General features: G+C 67.6%; 17 protein-coding genes. 13 read left to right on the forward strand and 4 right to left on the reverse strand.

Annotated elements, in window-relative coordinates; all coding sequences use genetic code 11:
• Positions 1 to 61 precede the first annotated feature (61 nt).
• The 3 genes from HUA75_RS15610 to HUA75_RS15620 all read left to right on the forward strand — a co-directional run bounded on the left by HUA75_RS15610 (position 62) and on the right by HUA75_RS15620 (position 7,550).
• Positions 62 to 3,334 carry a serine/threonine-protein kinase gene (locus tag HUA75_RS15610; protein ID WP_174486839.1) on the forward strand — a complete coding sequence of 1,091 codons (3,273 nt, stop codon included), beginning with the start codon at positions 62 to 64 and terminating at the stop codon, positions 3,332 to 3,334.
• Positions 3,335 to 3,409: 75 nt separating this feature from the next.
• Positions 3,410 to 5,101: a carbon starvation protein A gene (locus HUA75_RS15615; RefSeq protein ID WP_174454235.1), complete on the forward strand. Its 1,692-nt coding sequence runs from the start codon at positions 3,410 to 3,412 to the stop codon at positions 5,099 to 5,101.
• A 19-nt stretch (positions 5,102 to 5,120) separates the two neighbouring features.
• Positions 5,121 to 7,550, forward strand: coding sequence for a spermidine synthase (locus tag HUA75_RS15620; protein WP_174486840.1), 2,430 nt, complete (start codon positions 5,121 to 5,123; stop codon positions 7,548 to 7,550).
• A 1-nt stretch (position 7,551) separates the two neighbouring features.
• On the opposite strand, the gene HUA75_RS15625 is transcribed toward HUA75_RS15620, so the two are convergent.
• Both HUA75_RS15625 and HUA75_RS15630 read right to left on the reverse strand, forming a co-directional pair.
• Positions 7,552 to 8,322, reverse strand: coding sequence for a YoaK family protein (locus HUA75_RS15625; protein WP_174486841.1), 771 nt, complete (start codon positions 8,320 to 8,322; stop codon positions 7,552 to 7,554).
• Positions 8,323 to 8,417: 95 nt separating this feature from the next.
• Entirely contained in the window at positions 8,418 to 8,762 is a 345-nt protein-coding gene (locus HUA75_RS15630) for a histidine triad nucleotide-binding protein (protein WP_174486842.1), read from the reverse strand.
• A gap of 192 nt (positions 8,763 to 8,954) precedes the next feature.
• Here HUA75_RS15630 and hprK point away from each other — a divergent pair, with 192 nt between their 5' ends.
• The 10 genes from hprK (at position 8,955) to HUA75_RS46720 (ending at position 18,894) form a co-directional block, all read left to right on the forward strand.
• Positions 8,955 to 9,920, forward strand: a complete 966-nt coding sequence (gene hprK, locus HUA75_RS15635; RefSeq protein ID WP_141644414.1) for an HPr(Ser) kinase/phosphatase — start codon at positions 8,955 to 8,957, stop codon at positions 9,918 to 9,920.
• On the forward strand, positions 9,917 to 10,780 hold the full coding sequence (rapZ, locus tag HUA75_RS15640) for an RNase adapter RapZ (RefSeq protein ID WP_141644415.1): 864 nt from the start codon (positions 9,917 to 9,919) through the stop codon (positions 10,778 to 10,780). The genes hprK and rapZ overlap by 4 nt, the downstream gene beginning before the upstream one ends.
• Positions 10,781 to 10,783: 3 nt before the next feature.
• The gene (locus HUA75_RS15645) at positions 10,784 to 11,338 is read left to right on the forward strand and encodes a manganese efflux pump MntP family protein (RefSeq protein WP_141644416.1); all 555 of its coding nucleotides are present in this window, start codon (positions 10,784 to 10,786) and stop codon (positions 11,336 to 11,338) included.
• A gap of 150 nt (positions 11,339 to 11,488) precedes the next feature.
• On the forward strand, positions 11,489 to 13,012 hold the full coding sequence (locus tag HUA75_RS15650; RefSeq protein ID WP_174486843.1) for an NAD(P)/FAD-dependent oxidoreductase: 1,524 nt from the start codon (positions 11,489 to 11,491) through the stop codon (positions 13,010 to 13,012).
• Positions 13,013 to 13,046: 34 nt separating this feature from the next.
• Entirely contained in the window at positions 13,047 to 13,892 is an 846-nt protein-coding gene (locus tag HUA75_RS15655) for an SDR family oxidoreductase (protein WP_174486844.1), read from the forward strand.
• Positions 13,889 to 14,596, forward strand: coding sequence for a QsdR family transcriptional regulator (locus HUA75_RS15660; RefSeq protein WP_174486845.1), 708 nt, complete (start codon positions 13,889 to 13,891; stop codon positions 14,594 to 14,596). Before HUA75_RS15655 ends, HUA75_RS15660 begins: the two co-directional genes overlap by 4 nt.
• A 199-nt stretch (positions 14,597 to 14,795) precedes the next feature.
• Entirely contained in the window at positions 14,796 to 15,800 is a 1,005-nt protein-coding gene (locus HUA75_RS15665; RefSeq protein ID WP_141644420.1) for a DUF2169 domain-containing protein, read from the forward strand.
• Between the two features lie 100 nt (positions 15,801 to 15,900).
• The gene (locus tag HUA75_RS15670) at positions 15,901 to 16,893 is read left to right on the forward strand and encodes a hypothetical protein (RefSeq protein WP_371746119.1); all 993 of its coding nucleotides are present in this window, start codon (positions 15,901 to 15,903) and stop codon (positions 16,891 to 16,893) included.
• Positions 16,881 to 18,149: a PAAR-like domain-containing protein gene (locus HUA75_RS15675; RefSeq protein ID WP_174486847.1), complete on the forward strand. Its 1,269-nt coding sequence runs from the start codon at positions 16,881 to 16,883 to the stop codon at positions 18,147 to 18,149. The genes HUA75_RS15670 and HUA75_RS15675 overlap by 13 nt, the downstream gene beginning before the upstream one ends.
• Before the next feature lie 13 nt (positions 18,150 to 18,162).
• Complete coding sequence (locus HUA75_RS46720; protein WP_246137328.1) at positions 18,163 to 18,894, forward strand: hypothetical protein; 732 nt, start codon at positions 18,163 to 18,165, stop codon at positions 18,892 to 18,894.
• Positions 18,895 to 18,996: 102 nt separating this feature from the next.
• Here the strand turns inward: HUA75_RS46720 and HUA75_RS15685 are convergent, their stop codons facing one another.
• Together HUA75_RS15685 and HUA75_RS15690 are read right to left on the reverse strand one after the other, a co-directional pair.
• The gene (locus HUA75_RS15685; RefSeq protein ID WP_174454243.1) at positions 18,997 to 19,644 is read right to left on the reverse strand and encodes a hypothetical protein; all 648 of its coding nucleotides are present in this window, start codon (positions 19,642 to 19,644) and stop codon (positions 18,997 to 18,999) included.
• On the reverse strand, positions 19,641 to 20,195 hold the full coding sequence (locus tag HUA75_RS15690; RefSeq protein WP_174486848.1) for a hypothetical protein: 555 nt from the start codon (positions 20,193 to 20,195) through the stop codon (positions 19,641 to 19,643). The genes HUA75_RS15685 and HUA75_RS15690 overlap by 4 nt, the downstream gene beginning before the upstream one ends.
• Between the last annotated feature and the right edge of the window lies 1 nt (position 20,196).

Consider the following 20,196-nt stretch of genomic DNA (forward strand, 5'->3'; position numbering starts at 1 on the left):
GGGTTGATGCCGTGGCCCTGGACGGGGTTCAATGGGGCCCGAGTGGTGGACCCCCGCCTCCATGAACGCCCATAACCCTTCCGCCCGGCTGCGTCCGTTCCGGCCCCAGCCCTTTGGCCGGTACACCCTCCTGTCCCATCTGGCGACGGGCGGCATGGGAGAGATCTATCTCGCCCGCTTGGAGGGCGCGCAGGGCTTCGAGAAGCTGTGCGTCATCAAGAAAATCCTCCCGCAGCTCGCGGAGGACAGCGACTTCGTCGAGCGCTTCGTGGGCGAGGCGCGCACCCTGGTCCGGCTGAGCCACGGCTCCATCGCCCAGGTGCTGGACATGGGGCTGCACGAGGGCGAGGCCTACATGGCCCTCGAGTACGTGGACGGCAAGGACCTGCGCAAGGTGGCCGCTCGGGTGCGGGACAGGCAGGTGCCGCTGCCGCTCACCTTCATCCTCTACATCATGGGCCGGGTGCTGGACGCGCTCGCCTATGCGCACCGCAAGAAGGATGACGACGGCGAGGACCTGAAGCTGGTCCACCGGGACATCTCTCCGCAGAACATCCTCATCTCCTACGAGGGGGAGGTGAAGGTCGTCGACTTCGGGCTCGCCAAGAGCCGGCTGTCCGCGGCGAAGACGAACCCGAGCATCATCCTGGGCAAGTTCCTCTACATGTCCCCGGAGCAGGCGCGGCACCAGCCGGTGGACCGTCGCAGTGACTTGTACGCGGTGGGCCTCACGCTCTACGAGCTCATCGCCGGCAAGAACCCCTTCGACGGCATCCACCCCGGCGAGCTGATGTCCGTGGTGGCCAACCCCAAGGTCGCCCCCCTGGACGACGTGGAGCCGCTCACACCGCGCTCGGTGACGGCGCTGGTGGCCAAGGCGTTGGAGGTGGACCCCACGCAGCGCTTCCAGACGGCGGAGGAGTTCCGTGGCCGGCTGCAGACGTGCCTGATGGAGATTGACGCCAGCGCGGGCCCGGAGAGCGTCAGCCGCTTCATGCGGGAGCTCTTCACGGCGGACTTCCAGTCCGAGCGGCGCCTGTTGGCCAGCCTCAAGGACGTGCCGCGCGGAGGTGTCCCCGAGCCACGGGCCGCGGCGCAGGAGCAGGACGACGGCGGCACCGCGCCCCGCGCGACGCTGCCGGCGGGGGCCATCCTCCCCGCGAAGACCATCCGGTTGGATGGCCCGGTGGAGGCGCTCTCCTTCCACCCCACGCCGCGCAGCCGCGAGGCCGGCGGGCCGGTGAATGACGGCGAGACGCGTCCGGGCATTCCCATGGACGAGGCCACGCGGCCCGCCTTCCCGCTGGAGGCCTTGGAGGAAGAGGCCCGCGCCCGGGCGAGCCGGCTGAATCCGGACACGTCGCCCTCGGTGGAGGTGGAGCCGGAGGCCTTCAACCGTCCTCCTCCCACGCCGCCGCCCGCCGTTGCTCCCGTGATGCGCCCGCCCTCACAGACGCGGGAGGTGCCGCTGGCCACCGTGCCGCCGGAGGCCATTCCACCCGCCCCCTGGTCCCCGCCCGCGCCGCCGCCCCCGATGCCCGCGCGTCCGGACATGCGGCCCACGGAGCTGGAGTTGCTGCCCATTGGCGCCGTGGTCGGCCCCGCCGACTCGGAGCCCTCTCCGTGGCCGGTGGAGCCGACGGAGCCCCGCGCGGAGCCGCTGCGCGTGATGGGGGGCGAGCCTCGTCCCGGCGCGCCGATGTCCCGGCCCCCGGTGCCCGCGTCGGGTCTTCGTCCCGGTGGGTTTCCGCCTCCCGCGTCCCAGCCGCCGCCCGCCGCGCCGGTGCCTCCTGCCTCCGCGGTGATGCCGCAGCGGCAGGCGCTGAGCGCTCCCGCGGGCTCGCCTCCGACCGGGGCTCCCGCGCGCTCGGGGGCGTTGGTGATGCCCGCTGTCTCCGCGACGAGCGGACCGTTCTCCTCGCCGCCTCCGAGCGCCCCGACGCGCTCGGGAGCGATGGTGATGCCGGCCATCTCCATCCCGGTGCGCACGAACCCGGGCGGTGTGCCTCCCTCTAGAAGTGCCGAGCCGGGCGTGGTCGTCTCGGACACGGGCTCCGAGCCGGAGAGCGCCGAGCTGCCGGTGCTCACGCCCGAGCAGATGGGGCACGACGAGCAGGCGGCGCGGGTGGAGGAGATGGACACGAATCCGCGCGCGTCCCGGCCGCCGCGCGGGGAGCGCTCCGACGACACGCAGCCGCGTGGACCTCGCGACGCGGACACGGACCCTCGGGGGCCTCGCGCGGCCGACACGCAGCCCCGTGCCGCCGCCGGCCTTCATGAGGACACCCAGCCTCGCGTGGTGCTGGACGAGAGCTTCCTTCGCGACGCGGAAGGCGCCGCGCGGGAGCAGGAGGAGAGGTCCGGCCCGTCGCGTCCGAAGACAGGCTCACGCCGCGTTCGCCCCTCGTCTCCTGGCATGGCGCCCGTCTCAGGCCGGCGCACGGGGTCCGCCTCCGTCATCCGCCCGGCGCCCGCCCCGGCGCCCGCGCCTGTCGAGGACGAGGAGGAGGACGTGGACGTGCGCGTGTCCATGCCCTCGCATGACGAGACGCGCCGCACGGCGGTGCCCGTCCGTCCGAATGCGCAGCCCGCCGCGCGCCGCCCGGGAGAGGACACCCGTCGGACGACCATCCCCAGGCGCTCCCAGCGCAGGTCCGTCGTGGCGTGGGTGGTGGTGCTGGGCGGACTGGGTGCGCTGCTGGCGGGAGCCGCCGCGCTCACCCTGGACCCCGTGCTGCGCAGGCGCCTGACGCAGCAACTGGGGCTCACCCAGGTCCTGGAGGGCCCGCCGCCTTCCAGGCCCATCGAGCGGACCCCGCCGCTGCCCTCCGAGAGCGCCGTGGCGCGCGGGGAGCCCGCGCTTCCAGAGGCCGCGCCGGGCGAAGGGGCCTCGGCGCCTCCACCCACGGGTGACGTGGCCGCCGTGAACAGCCCACAGGCCGCTGTCGACACCCCCCCCGCGCCTCCTCCGAAGCCGTCGGACGAAAAGCTGTCCGAGGACCTGCTCCTGGCCCCGCTGAACAGCCCCCCGAAGTCCGCGCCCCCGAAGTCCGCCCCTCCGAAGCGCGCGGCGGCCCCGCGCGTGCGAATCATCTCCGGCAGCACGAACAAGTCCCAGGCCGAGCTCAAGAAGGAGTGGAAGGAGTCCGTTGCGGTGTTCAAGACGCTCCAGGAGTTCCGCTCCTGCGACGACCTGGGCTTCCTGTGCCAGCAGCGGGACGACCTGAAGGAACTGGTGGAGGCCTCCGAGGGAGAGGTGGACCCCGAGCTCCTCGGGAAGGTGAAGCGGCTCAAGAAGGCCGCGCAGCGACAGCTGGACAAAGTGGGGCAGTGAGGACGCTGATTCGTTCCCCGAGCGTCCAGGAGTCATGGAGTTGACCGGAAGTCCCGGGCGGGAAAGCCTTCAGGGATGAGCCTCCCCCTGATTGCCGGCGTGTTCCTGGTGGTGCTGGCCCTCGGCTATCGTTTCTACGGTGGCTTCATCGCCCGGCAGTTCCGGTTGGACGGTGAGGCCCAGACGCCCGCGCACGCGAAGAACGACGGCGTGGACTTCGTGCCGACGAAGCCCTTCTACCTGTTGGGTCAGCACTTCAGCGCGATTGCCGCGGCGGGTCCCATCGCGGGCCCCATCCTCGCGGCGCAGCAGTTCGGCTGGTTGCCGGCGCTGTTGTGGATTGCGGTGGGCGCGGTGTTCATCGGGGCGATGCATGACTTCGCCACGCTGGTGGCCAGCGTGCGCCACGGGGCCGTCTCCATCGCGGAGGTGGTGCGCACCCACCTGGGGGCAACGGCGGGGTTGGCGATGCTGGCCTTCATCTGGGTGGCGCTCGTCTACGTCATCGTCGCCTTCACGGACGCCACGGCCGCGACGTTTGTCAGCGGCGACGCGGAGCTGGAGGGGCTCACCTTCCGCTTCAACCCGGGCGGCGCGGTGGCCTTCGCGTCGATTGCATACCTGGCGCTGGCGGTGGTGATGGGGTTGGTGGACCGGTACCTGAAGCCGCCGCTGTGGCTGCAGACGCTCATCTTCGTGCCGGCGACGCTGGGGGTCGTGTACCTGGGCACGCGCTTCTCCACGCTGCTGGTGCTGGATGCGCGGGGCTGGGCGGCGCTCATCCTCGCGTACTGCTTCGTCGCGTCGCTCACGCCGGTGTGGGTGCTCCTGCAGCCGCGCGGTTATCTGGGCGGCTTCGTGCTCTACGCGGCGCTGGCGGTGGGCGTGGTGGGCATCTTCTACGGTGGGCTGAGCGGGGAGCTGTCGATTCAGCAGCCGGCCTTCGCGGGCTTCAACGTGCCGGGGGCGGGAGGCGCGCTGTTTCCCTTCCTCTTCGTCACCATCGCCTGCGGGGCGTGTTCGGGGTTCCACGGGCTGGTGTGCTCGGGCACCACGTCGAAGCAGATAGACAAGGAGCCGCACTGCAAGCCGGTGGGCTACGGGGCGATGTTGCTGGAGGGCTTCGTGGCGGTCATCGCGCTGGCGACGGTGATGATTGCCACGAAGGGGGAGCTGACGGGCAAGGCGCCGGGCGCGGTGTACGGCGCGGGGCTGGGACGCCTACTCGTCACGGTGCTGGGCAAGGAGCACCTCGTCTTCGCCACGACGTTCGGCGCCATGGCCTTCTCCACGTTCGTGTTCGACACGCTGGATGTGTCCACGCGGCTGGGGCGCTACATCCTCCAGGAGTTGACGGGGCGGAAGGGGCGGGTGTCGGCGATGGTGGCCACGGCGGTGACGTGTGGGGTGCCGCTGGCCTTCGTGCTGCTGGCGGGCACGGGGGCGTGGCGCTCGTTCTGGACGTTGTTCGGCACGTCCAATCAGTTGCTCGCCTCGCTGTCCCTGCTGGGCGTCTGTGTGTGGCTCAAGAGCACGAGCCGGCCGTATGTGTACGCGCTGGTGCCCATGTTGTTCGTGGGGGCCGTGACGCTCACCAGCCTGGTGCTCCTGGTGCGCGAGGCGCTGCAGCCGGCCAGCTCCGCCGTCTCCCGGGTGAACGGGGTGGTGGCGGTGGTGTTGCTGGCGTTGGCCCTGTCTCTCTTCACCGCGGGGGCGCGTGCGCTGCGCTCCCGGCGAGCACCTCCGGCCACCGCGCCCGCGGTCTGATTCAGCCTCCAGGTTCGCCATGCTCCGCTACGCCGTCGCCATCTTCACCAGTGCCTTCCTTCTGTTTGGTGTGCAGCCCCTGGCGGGGCGGTATGCGTTGCCGTGGTACGGAGGCACGCCCGGCGTCTGGACCGCATGCATGCTGTTCTTCCAGGCGGCGCTGCTGGGAGGGTATGCGTATGCGCACGGGCTCGCCTCGCGGCTGACGCCACGGACGCAGGCGAAGGTGCACCTGGGCGTCCTGGCGGTGGCGGTGGCGGTGCTGGGGGCGCGGGCCTTGTGGGTGGGCTCGCCGGTGGCACCGGGGCCGGAGTGGCGTCCGGTGGGCACGGACCTGGCGGTGCCGAGGTTGCTGGCGATGCTGGCGGCCACCATCGGCCTGCCGTTCTTCGTGTTGAGCACGACGGGGCCGCTGCTCCAGTCCTGGTTTGCTCGCGCGAGGCCCGGCCGCTCACCGTATGCGCTGTATGCGCTGTCGAACGTGGGCTCGCTGCTGGCGCTGCTGGGCTACCCCTTCCTCGTGGAGCCGTGGGTGGGGCGAGCCACGCAGGCGTGGGGCTGGGGCGTGGGCTTCGTCCTCTTCGTGGGAGCCTGCGCGGTGTGCGCGCTGGATGTGCTGCGGCATGAGCGCGTGGTGGCGAGCACGGAAGCGACAGGTCCACGAGAGGATTCCCTCGTGGAGGGCGCCACGGCCCGAGTGACAGCGGGCGAACTCGCATCGCAAGACGTCAGCGCCCGAGTCGGCGCGATGGCCACGCAGGATGCAGGCGCAGGTTCATCGACGGCGTTTGAGTCGGCGTCACGGTTTCAGACGGACGCGGAGGCGGCCCGGGAAGCCGCCTTCGAGGCGATGCGGCGAGAAGCACGAGGCGCCTCACTGGAGGCCGCGCCCCGCGACTCCGAGGCTCGACCCGGTGTGGGCCGGACGCTGGCGTGGCTCGGACTGGCCACGTGCGCGTCCGTGTTGTTGCTCGCGACGACGAACCAGCTCTCGCAGGACGTGGCGGCGGGTCCCTTCCTCTGGGTGCTGCCGTTGGCCGTCTACCTGCTCACCTTCATCATCGCCTTCTCGCGAGAGTCCTTCTATTCGCGCACCGTCTACTCGGTGCTGCTCATCGGCTCCGGAGCGATGGTGGCGCACGCACACGCGGCGGGGGCCCACTTCCCGCTCACCCTCCAGCTCATCGCCTACGCCGCGTCGCTCTTCGCCGGTTGCATGGTGTGTCACGGCGAGCTGTACCGGCTGCGTCCGTCACCGCGCCATTTGAGCGCCTTCTACCTGTGGGTGTCCGCCGGTGGCGTGCTGGGCGCGCTGTTCGTCAGCGGCGTGGCCACCGCCTTCTTCCGCGCGTACTGGGAGTACCCGCTGTCCTTGGGGGGCTGCTGCGCGGTGGCGCTCGCGGGCATGGTGCGCGGGCCGGCGGCAGAGACGTGGAGTCAGCGCGGCCGACGGGTGCTGCGCGGCGCGATGCTCGTCATGGTGACGGTGAACCTGTTCCTGTCGGTGAACCGGGAGCTGGACAAGGCGCTGTTCAGCGAGCGGAACTTCTTCGGCGTGGTGCGGGTGACGGAGCAGAACGAGGAGTCGCCGGACAAGCACCTCTACAGTCAGCGCCACGGCGCCATCACCCATGGCATGCAGTACGTCAAACCGGAGCTGCGCTCGTGGCCCACGACCTACTACACGCGAGAGGCCGGTCTGGGACTGGCTGTCGCCGAGCAGCGTCGGCTGCGCGCGGCGGTGGGACTGCCTCCGGGCCTGCGCATGGGTGTGCTGGGGCTGGGCGTGGGGACGAGCGCGGCGCTGCTGGAGAAGGAGGACCGGGGGCGCTTCTATGAAATCAACCCGGTGGTCATCTCCCTGGCGCGAGGCGAGGGCGGCTTCTTCAGCTACCTGGGCGACTCGCCCGCGACGATTGAGGTGGTGGAAGGGGACGCGCGCATCTCCCTGGAGCGCGAGCTGGAGCGGGGCGAGCCCGGTGGGTTCGACGTGCTGGCGTTGGATGTCTTCTCCTCGGACTCCGTCCCCGTGCACCTGCTCACCGAGGAGGCCGTCGCCCTGTACAAACGGCACCTGGCTCCGCACGGAGTCCTCGCGTTGCACATCAGCAACGTGCACCTGGACCTGGTGCCAGTGACGCTGTCGCACGCGCGCCGCCTGGGGATGTATGCGGCCTTCGTCTTCCACGACACGGAAGGAAGCGCGCTGCGCAGCAACTGGATGCTGCTCAGTCCAGACCGCGAGTTCTCCTGGGGCCCCACCTTCACCCGTGCCAAGGCACGGGTGCGCCGCCTGGGGCTGCGAGACGAACAGGACTTCGCCTGGACCGATGACCGCAGCAGCGTGCTGCGGGTGCTGCGCCAGATTGGCCCCGACGCGAACGTCGTGGATGTGGAGGCGCCCTCGGGCCCGCCGAAGGTGCCCATGGCGAAGCCCGCTTCGCCGTGACTCAGGCGCGCGAGGCCGAGTCCGGCTGGCGCCGCGCCGCCGGGCTCAAGTCCAGGCCAATGAGCAGGAGCAGCACCGCGCACGGCAACCCCAGTGCCGCGGGCCCATGGTGGACATAGAGCAGCGGCCCACTGGTGCACCCCAGCAGGAACGCGGCGCCCAGTCCCAGGTGCAGGCGCGTGCGCTCGAACTCGATGGCGGAAGGCAGGGCGCGCAGCCCGCGCATCACGCCGGCGACGCCCTGGCCGCGAGCCCCGTCCCGTACCCAGGCGAACATCCGCACCAACTGGATGCCAATGTCCGTGAGGATGCCGGTGACGTGTGTCGTGCGCACCACCGCGCCGGACACCCGGGTGACGAGCGCGTTCTGCAGCCCCATGGCGAACGACAGGCCCCACATCAGCACGGGCGCGCGCGTCCCCGGCGAGGACGTGAGCGCCGTGCCGATGCCGGCCAACGTCACCACCTCCACCATCAGCGCGGCGACGTGCCGGCCTCGCGAGCGGTGTCGGGACGCATCCAGCAGCGCCGCCGCGCACACCGCGCCCAGCAGGAAGGACAGGAGCAACTGCGCGGCGAGCACCGCGAGGCGTGCTTCGCCCGTGGCAATCGACTCGCCCAGCGCCGCCATGTTCCCGGACATGTGAGACGTGTGCATGCCGAGCGCCACGAAGCCCGTCGCATTCACCGCGCCGGCGACCGCCGCGAGCAGGAGCGAGAGCACCGTATAGGCGCGGCGGTTGCTGGGAGAGGATTCCGTGGTGAAGGGCATGCGCGGCGCACCCCTGCGCTGTCGGGGAACGCTAGCACCCGCTCACCCGGCTCGCGTCCACTCCAGCGCCCTGGCGATCCGCGGCGCGTGCCCGCTCAGCCTGGAGGCCAGAGCAGCGGCCGACCCGCCAGGAGGTGCAGATGGATGTGGAACACCGTCTGCCCCGCGTCGCGGTGGGTGTTCATCACCACCCGGTACCCGTTGCTGTCATGGCCCCGCTGCTTCGCCAGCTTGGCCGCCGCCACGAAGAGGTGGCCCACCGTGGCCTCGTCCTCCGCGGTGACGTCGTTCACCGTGGCGATGTGCTTGCGGGGGATGAACAGGACGTGCGTGGGCGCCTGGGGATTGATGTCCTCGAAGGCCAGGCAGGCGTCGTCCTGATAGACGAACTTGGCCGGGATGAGGCCGTCTCGAATCTTGCAGAAGAGGCAGTCGGACATGGCCGGGGGCTTAGCAACGCACGAGGCGGCGGGAAATGGCCTCGGCGCTCATTGTTGAAGTCCCAAGCGATTCCCCCAGCGGGCGACCAGGGCTTCGCTCGGGTGGGTTATCGGGGGTAGAGGTAGGGGACGACATGCCAGGTGGGCACCTCGCCTCAAAAGGTCCCACCAGTGATATTCCAGGCCCCGACGATGAAATCCATCCGCATCTCCCAGCTCATCGAGGACCACGACTACGACTTGCGGCTCACGCTCATCGCGGGCGCGAGCGGGCTGACTCGGACGGTGGACTCACCACGCATCCAGAAGCCGGGGCTGGCGCTGGCGGGCTTCACCGAGCACCTCCACCCCCACCGGGTCCAGGTGTTCGGAAACACGGAGATTTCGTACCTGGCCACCCTGCCGGAGTCGCGGCAGCGCGAGGCGCTCTCCAAGCTCTTCGAGGAAGAGGACCTGGCGTGCGTCGTGGTGACGAAGGAGCTGGAGATTCCGCCCGTCCTGGTGACGGCGTGTGAGTCCGGCGGGCTGGCGCTGATGAAGACGCCGCTGCTCTCCAGCGAGTTCATCACCCGGGTGCAGTCCTTCCTGGAGGAAGCGCTCACCGAGTCCAGCAGCCTGCACGGCGTGCTGATGGACGTCTTCGGCGTGGGCATCCTGCTGCTCGGCAAGAGCGGCATCGGCAAGAGCGAGATTGCCCTGGACCTGGTGATGCGGGCCCACCGGCTGGTGGCCGACGACATCGTCGACGTCACCCGGCGCAAAGGGGCCGTCTACGGCGCGGGCAACCCGGTCATCAAGCACCACATGGAAATCCGGGGCCTGGGCATCATCAACATCAAGGACCTGTTCGGCGTGGCGGCGGTGCGCGAGCAGAAGAAAATCGAGCTCGTCATCGAGCTGCAGGAATGGGACCCCCATCAGGAGTACGACCGGCTGGGCGTGGAGGACAAACACCTCCAGATTGTGGGTGTGGACATCCCGCTGTCGGTGGTACCCGTGCGTCCAGGCCGTAACATGGCGACCATCATCGAGGTGGCCGCCCGCAACCAGTTGTTGAAGCTTCAGGGCCACCACTCGGCGAGGGAATTCGCCGAGCGGCTCAACCGAGCCATCGCCGAAGGGGCGATGCGCCGCACCCTGGGAGAAGAGGTCGAGTGACCGCGCCCGCGAAACAGTTGGTCGTCATCACCGGCATGTCCGGCTCCGGCAAGTCCACCGCCATCAGGGCGCTGGAGGATGCGGGGTTCTTCTGCATCGACAACCTGCCGGTGCTGCTGCTGCCCAAGCTCACGGAGCTCGCGGGCGGGGGCAACATCGAGCGGATGGCGCTGGTGATGGACGTGCGTGAAGGCGTGTTCCTCAAGGACGCGCCCCGGGTGCTGGACGAGGTCCGCCGCGCCGGTCACCACGTGGAGGTGCTCTTCCTCGACTCGAGCGACGACAGCCTCATCCGTCGCTTCAGCGAGACGCGCCGCCGCCATCCGCTGGCGCCCAACGGCACCGTGGCGGACGGCATCAAGGCGGAGCGCCAGGAGCTGCGTGACTTGCGCGAAATCGCCGACCAGGTCATCGACTCGTCGGTGCTGAACGTGCACGACTTGAAGCGCATGGTGCAGGCGCGCTTCAGCCCGGAGCCCGCCGCGGGGCCGAGCCTGTCGGTGATGTCGTTCGGTTACCGGTACGGGGTGCCGCCGCAGGCGGACCTGGTGCTGGACGTGCGTTTCCTGCCCAACCCGTACTTCGTCCCGGAGATGAAGGGGCTGACGGGCAAGGTGCCCAAGGTGGCCGCGTACGTGCTGGACCGCGAGGAGACGCAGCAGTTCCTCGAGAAGGTCGTGGACCTGTGCCGCTTCCTCTTCCCTCGCTACCAGAAGGAGGGGAAGGCGTACCTCACGGTGGCGCTGGGGTGCACGGGTGGCAAGCACCGCTCGGTGGCCATCGCCGCGGAGCTGACCCGACGGCTGGCCGACGAGAACACCCGCGTTCAGCTCTGGGACCGCGACATCGAGAAAGAGTAGTCCGTGGCCTCCGTGACCCTGCTTCTGCTCGCGCTCGGCGTGGCGATGGATGCCACCGCTGTCTCCAGTGGCATGGCCATCCGGGGGGCTCGGCCTCCGGATGTCCTCAAGCTGGCGCTGACCTTCGGCCTGTTCCAGTTCGGCATGTCCCTGGGCGGTGCGCTCGGGGGCAAGGCCATCCTCACGCACTTCGCGGCGGTGGACCATTGGATTGCCTTCGGGCTGCTCGCGCTCGTGGGCGGGCACATGATTTGGGAGGCGTTCTCCCATGACGAGGAGGAGCGCGCCGCCACCGGCATCCCCCTGCCCATGTTGCTGACGCTCGGCGTGGCCACCAGCATCGACGCGCTCGCCGTCGGCGTGACGCTGCCCGCGCTGGAGCTGGGCATCGTCCTCTCCACCGCCCTCATCGGCGTGATGACCTTCGTGCTGTCCATCGTCGGTGCCTGGGCCGGCAAGCGGCTGGGCGAGCGCTTCGGCACCCGCATCGAAATCCTCGGCGGCCTGGTGCTCATCGGCATCGGCCTCAAGACGCTCGTCGAGCACCTGACCGCGTAGGCCTCCCGGCGGTGGGCTCGAAGCCTCCGCCCGAGCCTGTCGTTCATGCGACACCCTGTCGGGGCACCTCATGCATGCGTCACCCTTGTGAAGTGACTCATGGCGCGCCATGCTGGGAGTCCGTAGCGCGGATTCCCACTGGAGGCCTGGATGTCCCTTCCCCCGACGCGGCACTTCCACGTGGCCATCGCGGGCAGTGGGTTCGGCGGCCTGGGGATGGCCATCCGGCTCAAGCAGGAGGGGCTGGAGGACTTCGTCCTCTTCGAGCGCGCGGACGACGTGGGCGGCGTCTGGCGGGACAATGCGTATCCGGGGTGCGCGTGCGATGTGCCGTCGCATCTGTATTCGTTCTCCTTCGCGCCGAATCCGCGCTGGTCCCGGGCGTACTCGCCCCAGCCGGAGATTCACGCGTACCTGCGCGACTGCGCGGAGCGCTTCGGCGTGCTCCCCCACGTGCGCTTCCGTCACGCCGTGGAGGACGCGCGCTGGGATGACGATGCGCGGCACTGGCGCCTCCAGACGTCGGAGGGGTTCTTCACCGCGGACGTCTTCATCCTCGCGGCGGGGGCGTTCGGCGAGCCGGTACAGCCCTCGCTCCCGGGGCTGGAGCGCTTCCAGGGCAAGGTGATGCACTCGGCGCGGTGGGACCCTTCGCATGAGCTGACGGGCAGGAAGGTCGCCGTGGTGGGCACGGGCGCGTCCGCGATTCAATTCGTCCCGGCCATCCAGCCGAAGGTCGAGCGGCTGGTCCTCTTCCAGCGCACGCCTCCCTGGATTCTGCCGCGCAATGACCACGCGATTTCGGGCTGGAAGCAGTGGCTGTACGCGCGTGTTCCCGGGGCGCGGTGGCTGATGCGCGCGGGCCTCTACGCGGTGAAGGAGCTGTCCGCGCTGGCGTTCATGTATCCGTGGATCATCCGCTGGGCCCAGCGAGGGGCATGGCGGCACCTGAAGCAGTCCGTCCCGGACCCGGTGCTGCGCGCGAAGCTGCGACCCTCCTACACGATGGGTTGCAAGCGAGTGCTCGTGTCGGACGACTACCTGCCGGCGCTGACGCGGGAGAATGTCGAGGTCGTCACGGAGGGGCTCCAGGAGGTGCGCGAGCACTCCGTCGTCACGGCATCGGGCGTCGAGCATCCGGTGGACACGCTCATCTTCGGGACGGGCTTTCAGATAACGGAGCCGTCATTCGCCCGGCACATCCGGGGGCGCGATGGGCGCACGTTGGCGGAGACGTGGGCGGGGAGCATGAAGGCGCATCTGGGGACGTCGGTGAGCGGGTTCCCCAACTTCTTCATGTTGCTGGGGCCGAACACGGGGCTGGGGCACACGTCCGTCATCCTGATGATTGAGAGCCAGCTGGCGCATGTGCTCAGCGCGCTGCGCTACCTGGAGGGCAGGGGGCTGGCGGCGGTGGAACCGACGGTGGAGGCGCAGGAGGCGTTCGTCCGCGACGTCGACGCGCGGATGGCGCGGACGGTGTGGATGCGGGGCGGGTGTGTGAGCTGGTACCTGGATGCGACGGGGCGCAACTCGACGCTGTGGCCGGGCTTCACGTTCGACTACAGGCGCCGCGTCGCCACCTTCGAGCCCTCGGAATATGTCGCCATCACCCGGCGTCGGCGCGCGTCCTTGAAAACCGGGGCGAGCCCCCGGAAGCAGGCGCACGGCTGACGCGGTGGCGGTGGACGCGGAACGGAGCCAACGGATGAAATCGGTGAAGGACAAGGTCGCGGCGATTACCGGAGCGGGCTCGGGCATTGGCCGGGCCACGGCGGTGTTGCTCGCGCGTCAGGGATGTCACGTCGCGCTGTCGGACGTGAATGTGCAGGGGCTCTCCGAGACGGAGACACAGTGCCGTGCGCTGGGTGTCCGTGTCCGGGCGGACCGGGTGGATGTCGCGAAGCGCGAGCAGGTGCACGCGTGGGCGGATGACGTGGCGCGAGAGTTCGGCGCGGTCCACATCATCATCAACAACGCGGGCGTGGCGTTGGGCGCCACCATCGAGGACACCCGGTACGAGGACTTCGAGTGGCTGATGAACATCAACTTCTGGGGGGTGGTGTACGGCACCAAGGCGTTCCTGCCGCACCTGAAGGCGGTGGACGAGGGGCACATCGTCAATGTGTCGAGCGTCTTCGGACTGATTGGGGTGCCGACGCAGGCGGCGTACAACTCGGCGAAGTTCGCGGTGAAGGGCTTCACGGAGGCGCTGCGGCAGGAGTTGGAGGTGGATCCGGGGACCATCGGTGTCACCTGTGTGCATCCTGGGGGCATCAAGACGAACATCGCGCGCAATGCGCGGGTGACGGTGCGTCGGGGGTGGACGGACGAGCGCTCGTCGAGTGACTTCGAGAAGGCCTTGGCCACCACGCCGGAGCGGGCGGCGGAGGACATCCTCACTGCGATTCGGAAGAACCGGCGGCGGCAGCTCATTGGCGGGGACGCGGTCCTCATCGACCTGTTCCAGCGGTTGTTGCCGACCTTGTACCAGCGGGTGCTGGTGGCGGGGATGCGGCGGCGACGGCGGAAGATGCTGAGCGCGGCGACATGAAACGGACGCGCGTGAAGGACTCGCGGCGCGCGACGAAGGAAGCGCCTTCGAGGACGCGTCGGCCGGCCTCGCGAGAGAAGGCGCGGGCGCGGGTGACGCCGCTCTCTCAGCGGCTGGAGGTGCCCACGCGGGCGACGCCGCAGGACCTCTTCGCGCTGGCGATGCGGTGGTGGAATGAGGGTGAGCGCTTCGACATCGGCCGGATGGCGCAGGAGCTGGGCGTCAGTCGGGCGACGGTGTTCCGCTGGGCGGGGACCCGGGAGCTGCTCTATGGGGAGGTGCTGTCCTTTCGGTTCGAGGCCGCGCTCACCGCCGCGAGGAGTGAGTTCCAGGGGGAGGGGACGGCGTATGTGGCGGACGTCACCCAGCGCCTCATCCACCTGATTGTGGAGGACGCGCCACTGCGGCGCTTCATCCAGCAGGACTCCGAGTACGCGATGCGCGTGCTGATGTCGAAGAGCAGCCGGGTGGAGGAGCGCTGCGCTGCGAGCATCCGGAGGGCGCTGGAGGAGGGCGTGAGGGACAAGCACCTCCGACCGGCGATGGGGCTGGAGGCGTTGTCGAACGTCATCGTGAGGGTGGGGCAGTTCTTCCTGTACCGGGACGCGCTCACGGGCGACCCGCCGGATGTGCAGGCCGCCATCACCGCGACGCTCATCCTCCTCACCGCGGAGGAGGGGGATGCGCGGTGGAACAGGCGGTGACGACGCAGCGCGAGGTGGGCGTCAGGCGGTGAGCGTCAAGGTGGCTGTCGCGTGAGAGAGCTCATCCAATCCTGACGACGGCAAGACACTCTTTGTCTGCGAAAATTGCATGGTTCTGGACAATGAGCGCGCTGGATACTGGGCGACCCTTGCCGATGCCTGAGATTGATTGCGTAGACTGGCGAATACGGCGAACCTTATGTGGGTCCTTTCGAATCGCACGCCTTTTGGCGCCGAACGTACCTGGATTCGAGACAAGGACGGCAATCACGTCTGGGTTGTTGCCGTCAAGGCAACCTTCGAGTTCGACGAGCGAGGTCGCCTGAGCCTATCCGCCGAACAGGGCCTCCCGCTGCATGAGCCTGTCTATCTGGGGGCTCCCGGCCAGTCCAGCCTCCAATATGAGGCCGAACTCGTTGCGCCCAAGCCGCATACCGATGTCGTCATTCATGCCTGTGCGCATGCGCCAGGCGGGCGGCCCGCTTCGAGGGTCGACGTTGCTGTTCGCATCCACGACGTGGACAAGATGCTGGTGGTCCACGGAGAACGTGTCTACCGGCGTGGCGTTCTGGGCGTGAGACCATCAACCGCAGAGCCCTTCGTGCGTCAGCGCATCCACTACGAATGGGCATGGGGAGGGTTCGATACCAACGACCCGGACCCTCGCAAGCACCGTGGGGATTCTCGCAACCCCGTGGGACGGGGTCTGGCCACTCGTGATGCGCATCTCGTAGGGCAGCCCGCCCATCGCATCGAGTACCTGCAAGGCAATCCCGCGGAGAATGGGCCTGCTGGCTTTGGTCCCATCGCCAGCCACTGGTCACCACGTATCGAACTGTTCGGCACTTTCGACGATGTCTGGTCGAAGACTCAACGCCCACTGCTGCCGCGCGACTTCGACGCCCGTTCGGCCCTCTGCGCACCTGTTGATCAGCGTTCGTCACGTCGTCTTGTGGGTGGAGAACGGATTGCGCTACACCAGCTCTCGCCACACGGCTCACTTGGATTGGTCCTACCTCGCCTACGCTTCGGGTTTGACACCCATTTTGGATCCATTCGGCAATTCCACGAGGCCACACTGGGTACAGTGCTCATCGAACCTGAGCTGAAGAAACTGAGTATGGTCTACCAGACGGGGCTCAAGGTTGGACCGCTCGAACTCGACCACCTCGACTTTACGGTGATTACCATGAGGCCCGACTGAGATGAGTGCGGCGCTACAAATTGTCGCGGCCGGAGCACGGACGCCCGTGGGGACGACCGCGGAGACCACTGCCGCCGCGATTCGAGCAGGTATCAGCCGAGTGCGACGCGTGCAGGTATCGGAACTGGGAAGCGGGACGGATTCATTTCTCGCGCAGGATGGCTTGCTCGACCGCCGGGAGTGGGGTGCAGCAGAGCGCATGGCTGCACTTGGAGTCGCGGCGCTGGCCGAAGTTCTTGAGAAACTGGCGCCAGCGGCGGCACAGTGGAATGTCGAGGTGCCTGTGCTCGTCGGATTCCCGGAAGAGCGCCCGGGTTGGGAGCCCCCCGACCTTCAGCGGGTGGTTGCCATGCTGAGTGCCGTCGACGCCGGTCGTCTTCGCCTGCGAGTCGAGCCTCGCCTCACAGGCCATGCGGCGGCACTGGAGAGCCTTCACCAGGCTGTTACGTGGGGCGGCCACGCTGGTCGGTGCCCCTTGATACTCGTGGGTGGGATCGACAGCTACCAGGACCTCGAAACGCTCGATTGGCTGCGTGAAAACAATCAGTGGCTGGAGGAGGGGTCTCGTACGGGGTTTGCTCCTGGAGAATCCGCTGCCTTCATCGCACTGATGCCTGAGTCCAACGCACGCAAGCTGGGCTTGGCGCCCGCCGCGAGTGTGCGCGCGACGGCTACGGCTCGTGAGACCCAGTTGATAAACACGCCCGCGCTCAACCTGGCGGACGGGCTGACTTCAGTCGTGCGCCAAGCCCTCAACCCACTCGACAAACCACGAGACGTGGTCGAGAACATCTACTGCGACATCAACGGCGAGCGGTATCGCACCGAGGAATGGGGCTTCGTGGCGCTGCGACTCGGGGCTTCATTTCGTGATGCCTCCGCCTACCATACTCCCGTGCGGAGTTGCGGCGAGGTGGGTGCGGCGACAGGCGCGTTGAACTTGCTGATGTGCGCGCAAGCATGGCGCCGAGAGTATTCACGTGGCCCTCGTACGTTGGTCTGGGGCAGCTCTGATGCCGGACTTCGGGCCGCTGCACTGCTTGAGGCGCCGAGTCCTGGGCATCGAGGAGAAATCCGAACATGGGCACCGTAGCCATCAATCCCCCGAAGACCCCTGTCACCCAGGGTAGCTCGGGAGTTGCAGCAGCCACGCTTCCTAATGTCTGCAAGATGCCTGGCCCGCCTGCTCCGTTTGTTCCCACTCCATTGCCAAATATCGGCAAGAGTGGCGACTCGCCCAAAGGCTACTCCAAGACGGTGACCATTGACGGACAGCCTGTCGCTGTCGCAGGGGCAAGCTTTGGCAGTCAGGGTGACATGGCCAGCAAGGGGACCGGTGGTGGCCTCATCTCCAGCAACACCCATGGTCCCACGAAGTTCTTGGGACCCGGTTCGATGAACGTTCAAATCGAAGGCAAGAACGTCCAGTTGTTGAGCGACCCCATGCTCAACAACTGTGGTCCCTCAGGCAGCCCTGCCAATGCCGCCACCATGACGGGGCTCATCCAGAATGCCAAGGTCGTTGCCGTCACCTATGGCGACGACAAGCCATGTGGGAGATGTGGCAAGACGCATCCGCTGGAGGCTGGCGCTGAGACGCTAGATATGATTCGCGCGCTGACCAAAGCCGTGCGCAACGCTTTTGATGCGCAGAAGGAGAAGATTCGAGACTTGAACAATGCGAACATCGAACTCGCGCGGAAACGCAGAGCGCACATTCCACTGCGGCGATTGCAGAAGAAAGGGCTGCTGACAGATCCCCAGAAACAAGAACTGGCAGGCTTGACCGGCGAAATTCAAAGCCTCGAGGCCAAGGTGGGTGCTCTTGAGGCGTTCTTCGAAGTGAACGCCGTCCTTCGGATGGAGGTGGCATATGGCACCTTCTCCAAGGGCTACATGCTCGGCGTGATGATTTGTGTGTGCAAGCAAGGAGGGAAGCTTGCCGCCTGTTCGGGCAAGGCACCCCCGGCTTTTGCGAGAGCCGTGTCATCTGCGGGCTTCGTATGTGCAAGTCCTCTTGTCGGGGGCGCCGGTGATAACTCGGACCCATGGCAGTGTGCCGCCAAGCAAATCATGCAGAAGAATCAGGGTCACAAACCGCGTCAGCTCATTGAGAGATGGTTCTCTCCCATGGTGAAAGGCCTCAAGACGATTGACGGGTCGAGTGTCGCCAAGATGGGGACCAAGATTGTCTTCGAGGCATTGGTCGAGGACCCCGTGACGAAGAGGGTCACCTTGGAGAAAGAGTACAGCAAGAAGGACGGCTTCAAGTCTGGCGAGAACGTGCCGTCGTGCGCGAAATGCCAGGAAGGGCTCCCTGCCTTGTACTGCGATACGAAGTGTCCTTGACGCGGAGGCAAGCATGAAGGCACTTGTCGAACTCATCGAAAAATATCGCCCCGGTTTCGCACGGGAGATTGAGCCCGCCGACGAGGTGGATATCGAGCTCCTGGAAGAACACGCAGGGGCATTGCCAGGGGCCTACCTGCGTTTCCTTCAGACCATGGGCTCCAGAATGGGCGGACTCGAGCTTGCGGAGGCCGACCTCTCCATCGATGGGAAAATCCTGACCTACCAAACCCTGTCCTGGTTGCGGCATGGCCGCTGTCTCCTGGTGGCGGGGGACAATGGGCCGGCAGGCTGGGACTATTTCCTCGACCGTGCGAAGCCGCATGGTGGCGATGACTGCTTGCTCGTCCGCATGCCGCTCGAGAAGAACCTCTCTCCGGATACCGCTCACTTGGCGCACGTAGGTCTGGAGGAGTTTCTTTACTACGAAGCCTTCAAGGCCGTTCGCTTGTCGGCTTTTCCCTATCGAAGAGTCTTTACTTCACCTGACGCCCCTAACTCCGCTCCCCGATTTCGCTCGGACCTTGTGTCGACCCTGGCCGACGAGCATGACTTCAAGCGCATCCCTCCTACCGAGCGCTGCGCGCTCTATGATCGCGATGACGCGTGTCTGCTCCTCTATCGGCACCCTGCGGCGCCGATGTTCTCATTGAGCCTGGGCTGCGAGGACCCGGTGAAAATGGAGCTGTTGGCCAGCGAGTTCGAGGCGCGAACCCAGCTGAAAGGCGTCATCGTGAAGGGGTGATATAGAACCACAGCTCGATTCGGAGGTGCTCGCCTCTTGCTGCCCGTGGGCTCGGCACAGGCCCGCTCCCTCGAACCACGGAAGCGGGCCCGAGCCTCACAGTTAGTTCGTCGTGAAGTACAAGTTGTCCAAGAGCAGAGCGTTGCCCGAGGGCCCACCGCCGGCGATGAACACGAAGGGCGACAGCACCGCGCCCAGGCTCACGCCCGCGGCGGTGAAGTCCGACAGCGGAATGGCCAGGTGGTGCCACTGCCCGTCGTTCACATACCCATACTTCGCCACGTCGAGCTGCACGCCCTCCGTGTCGCTCATCCCAATCTTCACCGAGGCGAACCCCGGGTCCGACGAGTTGAGGCTCACGTGCAGCGTCTTCCACGCGTCCAGGTTGTGGCCCGTATCCCAGTGGATGCCAAACCCCAGCCACCCCTTGCCCGCGTGGACGATGCGGTCCGCCGTCTTCCCCTCGATGCGCGTGCTCGAGGACTCAATCGTGACGGTGCCCTCGTACAGGTAGATGTGCGTGTCCACGTCGTTGATGATGATTTCCTCGGACCGGCCTCCCTCGTAGAAGCCGACGAAGAGGCGCCGCTGGCCCGCCTCGAACGGGAACGGCCCCGGGAGCACCTCGTCCTGGGGATTCGTCCCGGCGTCGTCCTGCGAGGACGGCTGGTGGTTCTCGTAGTCGGAGGCACCCGGGTCCGGCCGGCACGCGGCCAACGTCAACAGCAGCACTCCCACGGTCCGCTTCATGGCCGCACCGCCCTTTCACCACCACTCGAGGTCCGCACCAGCACCCAACCGCCCGTCACCGTCCCACCCATCTCCACGATGGCCTTGTAGGACGGCGTCAACAGCTCGTAGGGAATCGTCCCCGTCGAGTCGTACGTCACCGCGTCCGGGAAGTTGTCCAACACCGACTGGTACGAGCGGATGGCCATGTCCCGCACCACCGGCAGGTCCTCCTGCCTCGCCAGTCCGTTCTGGTACACGCCGAGCAGGTTGAGGCCGACGTAGTACTGCGCCTCGCCATACGGTCCCCGCGCGAGCACGGTGGCCCACGAGTAGAACGCGGCCACCGGCCCCGCGTTGGCCTGGAGCACCCACTTCGTCTCCGTCCCCGGCGTCGAGTCCGCGAACGGATTGTTCGGGTCGTCCAGGATGACGGTGCTCGGATACACGCCCATGGTCGGGTCGTAGACCTCGAGCGTCAGGTCCTCCAGCGGTTCGCCATAGACATAGCTCGCGCGGTCATAACACCCGAAGATGCCCAGCACCGCGAGGAGCACGAGACACGTCCTCATA

The sequence above is a fragment of the Myxococcus sp. CA040A genome (genome assembly GCF_013336725.1).
Lineage (GTDB): Bacteria > Myxococcota > Myxococcia > Myxococcales > Myxococcaceae > Myxococcus > Myxococcus llanfairpwllgwyngyllgogerychwyrndrobwllllantysiliogogogochensis.